General features: G+C 59.3%; 8 protein-coding genes. 4 read left to right on the top strand and 4 right to left on the bottom strand.

The window, feature by feature from the left end; translation table 11 throughout:
• Positions 1–241: 241 nt before the first annotated feature.
• Positions 242–604, bottom strand: a complete 363-nt coding sequence (locus QMX86_RS25875) for a DUF6124 family protein (protein ID WP_282387052.1) — start codon at positions 602–604, stop codon at positions 242–244.
• Between the two features lie 456 nt (positions 605–1,060).
• Complete coding sequence (locus tag QMX86_RS25870; protein WP_016772792.1) at positions 1,061–1,729, bottom strand: polysaccharide lyase family 7 protein; 669 nt, start codon at positions 1,727–1,729, stop codon at positions 1,061–1,063.
• Positions 1,730–2,041: 312 nt separating this feature from the next.
• On the opposite strand from QMX86_RS25870, the gene QMX86_RS25865 reads away from it, so the two are divergent.
• Genes QMX86_RS25865 through QMX86_RS25855 form a run of 3 tightly spaced genes read left to right on the top strand, consistent with a single transcriptional unit; the run spans position 2,042 to position 5,019 of the window.
• Positions 2,042–4,165 carry an EAL domain-containing protein gene (locus QMX86_RS25865; protein WP_151553079.1) on the top strand — a complete coding sequence of 708 codons (2,124 nt, stop codon included), beginning with the start codon at positions 2,042–2,044 and terminating at the stop codon, positions 4,163–4,165.
• Positions 4,166–4,209: 44 nt separating this feature from the next.
• Positions 4,210–4,704, top strand: a complete 495-nt coding sequence (locus QMX86_RS25860; RefSeq protein ID WP_071173889.1) for a M48 family metallopeptidase — start codon at positions 4,210–4,212, stop codon at positions 4,702–4,704.
• A gap of 18 nt (positions 4,705–4,722) precedes the next feature.
• On the top strand, positions 4,723–5,019 hold the full coding sequence (locus tag QMX86_RS25855) for a winged helix-turn-helix domain-containing protein (protein WP_016772794.1): 297 nt from the start codon (positions 4,723–4,725) through the stop codon (positions 5,017–5,019).
• A gap of 123 nt (positions 5,020–5,142) precedes the next feature.
• On the opposite strand, the gene QMX86_RS25850 is transcribed toward QMX86_RS25855, so the two are convergent.
• Complete coding sequence (locus QMX86_RS25850) at positions 5,143–5,595, bottom strand: GNAT family N-acetyltransferase (protein ID WP_024014616.1); 453 nt, start codon at positions 5,593–5,595, stop codon at positions 5,143–5,145.
• A gap of 255 nt (positions 5,596–5,850) precedes the next feature.
• Between QMX86_RS25850 and QMX86_RS25845 the strand changes: the two genes are divergently transcribed.
• Positions 5,851–6,588, top strand: coding sequence for a transporter substrate-binding domain-containing protein (locus QMX86_RS25845; protein ID WP_071173870.1), 738 nt, complete (start codon positions 5,851–5,853; stop codon positions 6,586–6,588).
• 127 nt (positions 6,589–6,715) lie between these two features.
• Here the strand turns inward: QMX86_RS25845 and yccS are convergent, their stop codons facing one another.
• Positions 6,716–8,890 (bottom strand): YccS family putative transporter, encoded by a 2,175-nt coding sequence (gene yccS, locus QMX86_RS25840; protein WP_073476432.1) that lies wholly within the window; start codon positions 8,888–8,890, stop codon positions 6,716–6,718.
• Positions 8,891–9,087 lie beyond the last annotated feature (197 nt).

The raw sequence follows: 9,087 nt of genomic DNA, 5'->3' as shown, positions 1-9,087 counted from the left end.
GAAACAGGCTGGTCTGGCTGCGGGACTGTCCCTGGATGTAGGCCATAACGAAAAATGCTCCGTATCTTTCGATACGGAGCATTTTCTTTGAGCGCTGCGCAGATTGCTAGGTTTTCACACAGTCTGGAGAGGCGGGTTTTTTGTGGGCGTAATTAAACAAATATTTCCGCTATCTCTTCAAGCGTGGGCATGACTGCTGGATTGACGGTGAGCTCGTCGACGAAGAGTCCTTTATCAGTGACTACTCCTTCAGTTCAACGTGATCCAGTGCGTGATTCACTGCCAGTTCACCGAGCATGACGACCTGCGCGATCCCCAGCGCTGTTTTGCGATGCGAGTGGTCGAGCATCGCGGCGAAGTTGTTGAGCATGACGCTGGCTGAGCCCAAGGTTTCGCTGGCGTTGGCCAGCAGGGATTCGGTGTTGTATTTCGGGTTTGCGAAGTACATGGGCTCGGGTTCGTTGGTGCTCGCCATGATAAGGGCGGCGGGGTTGAGGTAGTGGTCGAGGGCGCGTTCGGCGGCGTCGTTGAGTTTTTTTGAGTCGAGGGATTTGTATGGCGAGGCCGGGTCGATGGCCGGCGGATGTGGCGTTGATTTAGTCATTTGCTCGAAACCTGATTGGAGTGCCTCCGCTCTGGCTACTAATCAAAGTGGAGGCAACTGTACGCAGGTTAGTAGACCGGGGTTTCGAGCAAGCCGGCGCACCCGAAGGTGCCCTGCGCACAGCTGCCATCAAGCGCAGGAATCGACATCCCCGACTGACAGATGCTTGTGCATCACGCTTGAAACCGCGGGCTACTAAACCCGATCACTGAAAATCAGTGACGCGAATCAAGTTACCGATGGCCCGCCAGGCGCACAAGCCGGCGAATTCTGGCGTAGTGGTAGGCAACGACGCAAGCTGTTGTAGGCATCCGGAAGTAACCGCTGACAGCTCTAAACAGCGCTGTTTAAAGGTAGGAGCTGCCGAAGGCTGCGATCTTTTGATTCTGTCTTTTTAGAATCAAAAACAAGATCAAAAGATCGCAGCCTCCGGCAGCTCCTACAGTAGGATTTGCGCTACTTGTCGTGATCAATATCCAGTTTGGTAAACGTCACCTGCCCACCTTCGCTGGTATACCCGGTGTTGTCCTGCACATACACCCCAGCCTTGAAATACAGCGGCTTGTCGCGCCAGGTCGCGCTGATCTGTGAGTCCCATTGATACCCCGCTGCACTTACGCCCAGTGCGCCGCCGGGACTCAAGTGGATGAGGTAGTTGAATTCGCGATCAAGCTTGACGCCGGTGGCTAGGGTGATGACGCGGCTTTCGGCGTCGTCCGGGCGCATGCGCACTTTGATCACCAGATTGCCGGTCTGGGTTTTTTCCTTGTACTGATATTCGAGCTTGACCATCGGCCGCTGGCTTTCGTACGCGTGGATCTGGCCGATGACGATCTTGCCCGAGCTCGGCACCTTGTTCACCGCGAGGGTGGCGCGCAGCAGGTTGTCGGCGTCCGGGTAGTACCAGTTGCGCAGGGTGCCGTTGCTGTAGGTTTCGCGCAGTTCGGTACGCGGGTAGATGGCGTTTTCGGTTTTCGAGCCAGTCACCGGGGACCAGAAGAACAGGGTGCCGGTGTCGGAATGGAAGTACTGATCCTTGAAGCCATCCACCAGTTTCGAGGTTTCAACGGTGTACGGCGGGCTGCCAACAGGAACGCTGAGGTTCCAGGTTGCGAGGTCGATCATGACGGTTCTTCCAATCAATTCATCCGGAACGCCGGTGCCAGAAGCTCTAGCCCGCGCGTTTTCGGGCGTCTTTATAAGCGTAGCGGCAATTTTTGTTAATGCCCGCCTGGCGATTACTTGACGTCAAAGTCCTGTCGAAATGCCATCCCGCCCGGTTTTCGGGGGCTGTAGCGGTGACCGTTAGTCGGCTGGGTTGAGCATTGTTTAAATGATGGCGGGATGACAGCTTCTGCTTTCACTGATCCGCGTCTAGAGTGAAGGCTCAGTACGTCTATGGTTTTGCCGGCAACCGGTCCCGATAAGAGAAGCAGCATGGAATGCGCGCAACCCCAGCCAGGTGAAGGCAGCTCGGTCCTTTTGATCGTCGATGATTACCCCGAAAATCTGATCAGCATGCGCGCGTTGCTGCAGCGTCAGGATTGGCAAGTGATGACCGCCGCCTCGGGTTTCGAGGCGCTGAACCTTTTGCTCGAACACGACATCGACCTGGTTCTGCTCGATGTGCAGATGCCCGGCATGGACGGTTTCGAGGTCGCGCGGTTGATGCGCGGCAGCCAGCGCACGCGGCTGACGCCGATCATTTTCCTCACCGCCAACGAGCAATCCCAGGATGCCGTGATCAAGGGCTATGCCAGCGGCGCGGTGGATTACCTGTTCAAGCCGTTCGATCCGCAAATTCTCAAGCCCAAGGTCCAGGCGTTGCTCGAGCACCAGCGCAATCGCCGTGCCTTGCAACGCCTCAGTCATGACCTGGAAGTGGCGCGCGCCTTCAATGCCTCGGTGCTGGACAACGCCGCCGAAGGCATTCTGGTGTTGAGCGAGGACGGCGTGATCCGCTTTGCCAACCCGGCGATTTCGCGACTGCTCAATGCGCCGGTGAAGGATCTGGAAGGCAAGGAGTTTCTCGATTTCCTGCAGAAGCCCCACATTCCGTTGTGGGCCGATTCCGAGTTCTACGCCGGCTACCAACGCGGTGAAACCCTGCGCCTGCATGATGCGTTGTTGCGTACTGCGCCCGGGCAGCAAGTGCCGGTGGCGTTGTCCTGCGCGCCGCTGCCCTCGGAGCAGCACGCGATGGTGGTGACGGTGCTGGACATGTCGGTGGTGCGTCACTTGCACCAGCAACTGGAGTTCCAGGCGGTGACCGATCCGCTGACCGGGCTGCTCAACCGGCGCGGGTTCTACCAGACCGTGGAAAACCTGTTGTTGCGCGGCGAACGCAGCGACAGCAGTTGGGTGCTGCTCTACCTCGATCTCGATGGCTTCAAACGGGTCAATGATTCCCTCGGCCATGACGCCGGCGACCGTGTGTTGCGCTGGGTTTCCGAGCAACTGAAGGCGTGCCTGCGGCCGTTCGATATTCTCGCGCGCATGGGCGGCGATGAATTCACCGCGCTGCTGGATCTGGAGTTTCCCGAGCAAGCGGCGAAGATTGCCGAAAAACTCATCGAACGGGTATCGGTCTGTCAGCAGATCGAAGGCCTGGATATCGTTCTTGGCGCCAGTATCGGCATCGCTACTTATCCCGACTGTGGCCGTAACCTCGACGGCTTGCTGCGCGCTTCGGACATTGCCATGTACGAAGCCAAGCGTGCCGGGCGTCAGCAATATCGCTTCTACGATCATGAAATGAACGGTCGCGCACGCTCGCGTCTGATGCTTGAAGACAGCGTGCGCGAGGCCATCGAGAACCGCGATTTCAATCTGGTCTATCAGCCGCAGGTGGCGATCGGCAGCGGGCAGATTCGCGGGTTCGAAGCGTTGCTGCGCTGGCAGCATCCGAGCGTCGGCGATGTGCCGCCGGGGTTGTTTCTGCCGTTGCTGGAAGAGGCGCGCTTGATCAGTCGCCTCGGCAGCTGGATCTATCACCGTGGCGCCGGCCAGCGCAAAGCCTGGGAAGCTCAGTTCGCCGATGATCTGGTGCTCGGCGTGAGCCTGAGCAATACCCAGTTCGGCCTGCCGAATCTGGTCACCGAACTGCGACAGGTCATGGAACGCCATGCGTTGCAACCGCGGCAACTGGAAGTCGAGGTCACCGAAGAAGCGTTGATGCAAAACCCGGACGAAACCCGCAAGCAACTGCGGCTGCTGCGTCATCTCGGGGTGCGCGTGGCGCTGGATGATTTTGGTTCGGGGCCGTGCTCGCTGGCGCATCTGCGCGATCTGGAACTGGACACGCTGAAACTCGACCGCCACTTGATCGCGCGCCTGCCGGACTCGCCACGCGATGCGGTGCTGGTGCGCATGGTCATCGATCTGTGCAAGCAATACGGTCTGCTGGTGATTGCCGAAGGGGTGGAAACCCTCGAGCAATATCAGTGGCTGCAAACCCATGGTTGCGAATACGTGCAGGGCTTCCTCGTCGCGCGGCCGTTGATCGCCGAAGACGCGGTCAGCTTCGTCGAACCGTTTGACTGGAGCGCGTTGCCCGGTTGAATTCGCTACACTGGCGGACCTTTTTCGAACCGCGTCGCTCGTCCATGACTGTGTTGAAGTACCTCCAGGCCTACCCCGCACAATTGCAGGATCAGGTGCGCCAACTGATAGCTGAAGGGCGCCTGGGTGAATACCTGGATCAGCGCTATTCAGGGCGACACGACGTGCAGAGCGACAAGGCCTTGTACAGCTACGCGCTGGATCTCAAGCAGCAGTACATGCGCAATGCGCCGGCCATCGACAAAGTGCTGTTCGACAACCGCCTCGACCTGACCCACCGCGCGCTCGGTCTGCACAGCACGGTGTCGCGGGTGCAGGGCGGCAAGCTCAAGGCCAACAAGGAAATCCGCATCGCCGCGCTGTTCAAGGACGCCGCACCGGATTTTCTGAAGATGATCGTGGTGCACGAGCTGGCGCACTTCAAGGAATCGGACCACAACAAGGCGTTCTATAAACTGTGCGAGCACATGCTGCCGGGGTATCACCAGATCGAGTTCGATCTGCGTGTGTACCTGACGTGGCGGGATATGCAGGCTTGACCAATCAGGAAGGTGTGGATGGACGTCAGCAAGACCAAAAGCAGTTTCTATCGCCGTTTGTACGTGGCTTATCTGATCGATAGCGGCCTGGCGCCGAGTGTGCCGACGCTGACCGAAGTCACCGGCATGCCGCGACGCACGGCGCAGGACACGATTGCCGCGCTGGCCGATCTGGACATCATCTGTGAGTTCGAACAGGAAGAGGGCGCACGCAATCATGCCGGGCGCTATCGGATTCGTGAATGGGGAGCGATTGATCGGGGGTGGATCGAGCGCAATTTGCGGCAGATAAAAGCGGTGCTGGAATACCCCTGAATCCAGCGGCGCCTGAACTGACGCAATCGCTGGCAAGCCAGCTCCCACAGGGATCTCCAGCGAACACGGTTTTCGTGAACGAGCGATGAACCTGTGGGAGCTGGCTTGCCAGCGATGAGGCCCTCAAGAACGACGCATGCCTATGTGGGGAATCCCATCCTCGAGATATTCCTCGCCCGCCACTTCGAACCCGTACTTGCCGTAATACCCCTGCAGATGCGCCTGCGCCGACAGATAGATCGGTACCTGCGGCCAGTGCTTTTCGGCCTGCTTCAGCGCCTGTTCCATCATCGCGTGGCCCAACCCTTTGCCACGGCCGGCGGGCGCGGTCACCACCCGGCCAATCACCACGTCGCCGCCTTGGGATTCCGGGTCCAGCAGGCGCAGATAAGCCATCAGCTGATCATCCTCCCAACCCATCAGGTGATGGGTATCGCCCTCCAGATCCTGGCCGTCGAGGTCCGGATAGGCGCATTTCTGTTCGACCACGAATACATCAGAGCGAAGCTTCAACAAGGCGTACAACTGCTCTTTGCCCAGATCACGATGATGTTTGCAGATCCACTCGATTGTCATTTTTCGATTCCTTGACCATGTCGCCCGATACTAAGCGCAGCAGCGCCGTATGTCTGTATGGCGCAACAGTCTGTGATAAAGGTCAAAATGCCACTATTCCTTTCTCACGCTGGCTGCGACTTTGTGTAATCTGCTCAAGAGCACTGTCCACTGGCTCCCATGAGCTAATGTTCAATGCTTGGGTTTTGCCGGTAAGGGGCCTTGGGTTTTGACGTGAAACCACGTCGGGCGGTTGCCCGCTGAGGATGTTCAAGCATGCTGCGATTGCTTCAAGCCGTTGCTTTGATCGGACTGCTGGTGCTCGGCCAGGATGCTGCGGCGCAGAAGCTGCGGCTGGCGTTCGATAACTGGCCGCCGTTTACCGACGATGCACTGGTCAACGGTGGCCTGGCCACCGACATTGTCAGCACCGCACTGGCTCGCGCCGGTTATGCCAGCGGTTACGAGCAAGTGCCATGGGCGCGCGCATTGCTGGGGATTGGCGAGGGGCGTTACGACGTGCTGGTCAACGCCTGGTACAACGACGAGCGCACGCAGATCGGCCAGTTTTCCGGTGAGTACCTGATCAACCGCATCCGCTTCCTCAAGCGTAAAGACGCACCCATTGAATACAACAGCCTCGAGCAACTGCACACCTATCCGATTGCGGTGGTGCGCGGCTATGCCTATTCCGCCCCTTTCGATGCCGACACGGCGATGCAGAAAGTGCCCGTGCACAACTTCGCCATGGGCGTGCGCATGCTCGCGGCGGATCGGGTCAAGCTGACGCTTGAGGATGAGTATGTAGCGAAGTATTACCTGGCGCGGGAATCGGCCAAGGTGCGCAATTCGGTGGAGTTTTTACCCAAGCCGTTGAGTGAGAACAGCCTGCATATTCTGGTCAGCCTGAAGAATCCGCAGCATGAGCAGATCGTCGCCGGGTTTGATCGGGCGATTGCAGCGATGAAGGCTGACGGGACTTATGAGAAGTTATTGCGGCGGCATGGAATGTAGTTGGGAGCTACAAGCGGCAAGCGGCAAGCTGCAAGTTAGAAGCCGGGTAGCGTTTGGCTTGTAGCTTGTAGCTTGTAGCTTGTAGCTTGTAGCTTGCAACTTGCAACTTGCAACTTGCAGCTTGCAGCTAGACCTCTTTGATCAAATGCGCCGCCAATGTCCGAAGCGGTCCCAACTGCCGGCAAATCAGCGCCAGCTGCGTCTGCACCAACCGCTGCCCTTCATCGATTTCATCCGGCATCTGTTCCAGTTCATTGGCCAGCGCTTCCTCTTCATCACTCTGAATCGCGATTGGCTGCTTGCTCGCAAGGCCTTGAGCGATTTCGTCGATGCTGGTCGCCAGTTTCACCCCGGCGCCTTCGATCAGATGCTCGCGCACCTCCGCTGGCAACTGTGTTTCACGGTGCGCGCCGAGCCCTGACAAATAGCTGAGCAACGTGTGCGACAGCACCAGAAAGCGGAAGCCGACATCCGCCTCCTTACGGAAATGCCCCGGCTCCATGAGCATGTTCGCCAGTGTGGTCGACAGCGCCGCGTCGGCGTTATGGGCGTTGCGGCGGGCCAGGCGGTAAGCGAGGTCGTCGCTCTTGCCGGCAGCGTATTGCTGCATGATCTGGCGCAGGTAGATGCTGTTGCAGGTCAGGGTGTTGGCCAGCACTTTGTTCAGGCGCCGGCCCTGCCAGTCCGGCAGGAACAGGAACACCGCCAGACCCGCGATCAAACTGCCGAGCAAGGTATCGAACAGCCGTGGCAGGAACAGCCCGTAGCCATCGCCGACCTGATTGAAGCAGAACAGCACCATGATCGTGATCGCCGCCGTCGCCAGGGTGTAGCGGGTGGTGCGGTTGGTAAAGAACACCACGCCGGCAGCGATGGCGAAGCACGATTGCACCACCGGGTTGGGGAACAGATCGAACAGCGCCCAGGCCACCGTCAGGCCAATGGCCGTGCCGATGATCCGCTGGCCGAGCTTGCGTCGGGTGGCGCCGTAGTTCGGTTGGCAGACGAACAGCGTGGTGAGAATGATCCAGTAGCCTTGGGACGGGTGAATCAGGTGCACCATGCCGTAGCCGATGCTCAGTGCCAGCGGCAGGCGCAGGGCATGGCGGAACAGCAGCGAAGTCGGCGTCAGTTGTGTACGCAGGCGAATCCACACGTCCTTGAGATTGCGCGGTGAGCGGTCGAGCAGGCTGCTGTCGGTGGCGTCCGCCAGGGCATCGGGGTTGCTGGCATCGCTGAGCAAGCGATCGAGGGTGCCGAGGTTGGCCGCCAGTGCGCGTAGCGAGCGCAGCAGGCCGCGCCATGCCGGGTTGCTCTGGATGCGCAAGTGTTCGAGGGAGGCATGCAGGTCGTTCAGGGCTTCGGCGAAACTGGCGTCGTAGATGAATGGCTGGCGCATCTGGATGGATTCGGCCAAGGCCCGGCAGGCCTTGCCTTGCTGGCGCAGCAGGCGCTGGCAGCGGAACAGCACGTCACTGTGGAAGAACGCCTCGGCCAGCGCGTTGTAAGGGTAGTGCGAAGAGCTGGCACGTTCGTGAATGTCTTGGGCGAGGAAGTACAGCTTGAGATAACGGCTGACTTTCGAGCCCGGTCGACCGTTGCCGACCCTGTGCAGGATGATTTCCTTGGCCGTGTTCAGGGCGGCGACCACCCGGCCGTTCTGCTGCGCCAGTTCGAGGCGGCGGGCTTCGACGTCCATCTGCCGGATCGGCTCGAACAGCGAGGATTTCAGCTTCAGATACAGGCCCAGTTCGCGGAACAGCCGCGCCAGACTTTGCTGCACCGGTTGGTTGGAAAACAGCGCCTGCCACAGCACCGAGAGCAGGCCATACCACGCCGCGCCGGCGACCAGCAGCATCGGTTCATGCCAGAAATCGGTAACCGCGCCGCCGCGCTGATCGACGCCGATCATCGTGTACACCGAGAGAATCAGCGTCGCCGAGGCGATCGCACCGTAACGCTCGCCCAGTGCGCCGAGCATGGTCAGGCCGAAACTGGCCAGCGCCAGGGCCACGGCGAAAATGATCGGGTAGGGGAAGAGCAATTCCACCGACAGCGCGGCGATGCTGAAACACACCAGCGTTACCGCCAGTGCGTTGAGGCGGCCCTGCCAACTGTCGTCGGTTTCGGCCAGGGCGCTGGCGATGATGCCGAGAAACAACGGGATCAGCAGGCCCATTTCGTCCTGATACCAGCACAGCGCCATGCTGCCGGTCAGGGCGATGAATACCCGCACGCTGTAGCTGAATTTATCCAGCGCCCACAGGCGCCGCAAAGACTGACGAAACGAGGTCGAGGACATGAAGTGCGAAGGCCTTCCGAGGCGATGCCGCTAAATTGAGCCAGTAATGACGCCGACGCAATGGCGCCGAGCACATCTGACAGCAAAAAGTGTTCCTTTTACTACACCACAAACCACTGTGGGAGCGAGCTTGCTCGCGAATGCGATGTGTCAGTCACCACAATGTTGACTGAAAGACCGCTTTCGCGAGCAAGCTC

This window comes from Pseudomonas sp. PS01270 (assembly GCF_029959775.1).
Classification (GTDB): Bacteria; Pseudomonadota; Gammaproteobacteria; order Pseudomonadales; family Pseudomonadaceae; genus Aquipseudomonas; species Aquipseudomonas atacamensis.
Note: the sequence above shows the minus strand (reverse complement) of the source record. Positions and strands in the feature narration are given on the sequence as shown.

What these genes read in the sequence shown, in the direction of transcription:
- QMX86_RS25875 (WP_282387052.1), bottom strand. Translation starts at nt 604, where the DNA reads ATGACTAAATCAACGCCACATCCGCCGGCCATCGACCCGGCCTCGCCA.
- QMX86_RS25870 (WP_016772792.1), bottom strand. Translation starts at nt 1,729, where the DNA reads ATGATCGACCTCGCAACCTGGAACCTCAGCGTTCCTGTTGGCAGCCCG.
- QMX86_RS25865 (WP_151553079.1), top strand. Translation starts at nt 2,042, where the DNA reads ATGGAATGCGCGCAACCCCAGCCAGGTGAAGGCAGCTCGGTCCTTTTG.
- QMX86_RS25860 (WP_071173889.1), top strand. Translation starts at nt 4,210, where the DNA reads ATGACTGTGTTGAAGTACCTCCAGGCCTACCCCGCACAATTGCAGGAT.
- QMX86_RS25855 (WP_016772794.1), top strand. Translation starts at nt 4,723, where the DNA reads ATGGACGTCAGCAAGACCAAAAGCAGTTTCTATCGCCGTTTGTACGTG.
- QMX86_RS25850 (WP_024014616.1), bottom strand. Translation starts at nt 5,595, where the DNA reads ATGACAATCGAGTGGATCTGCAAACATCATCGTGATCTGGGCAAAGAG.
- QMX86_RS25845 (WP_071173870.1), top strand. Translation starts at nt 5,851, where the DNA reads ATGCTGCGATTGCTTCAAGCCGTTGCTTTGATCGGACTGCTGGTGCTC.
- yccS (WP_073476432.1), bottom strand. Translation starts at nt 8,890, where the DNA reads ATGTCCTCGACCTCGTTTCGTCAGTCTTTGCGGCGCCTGTGGGCGCTG.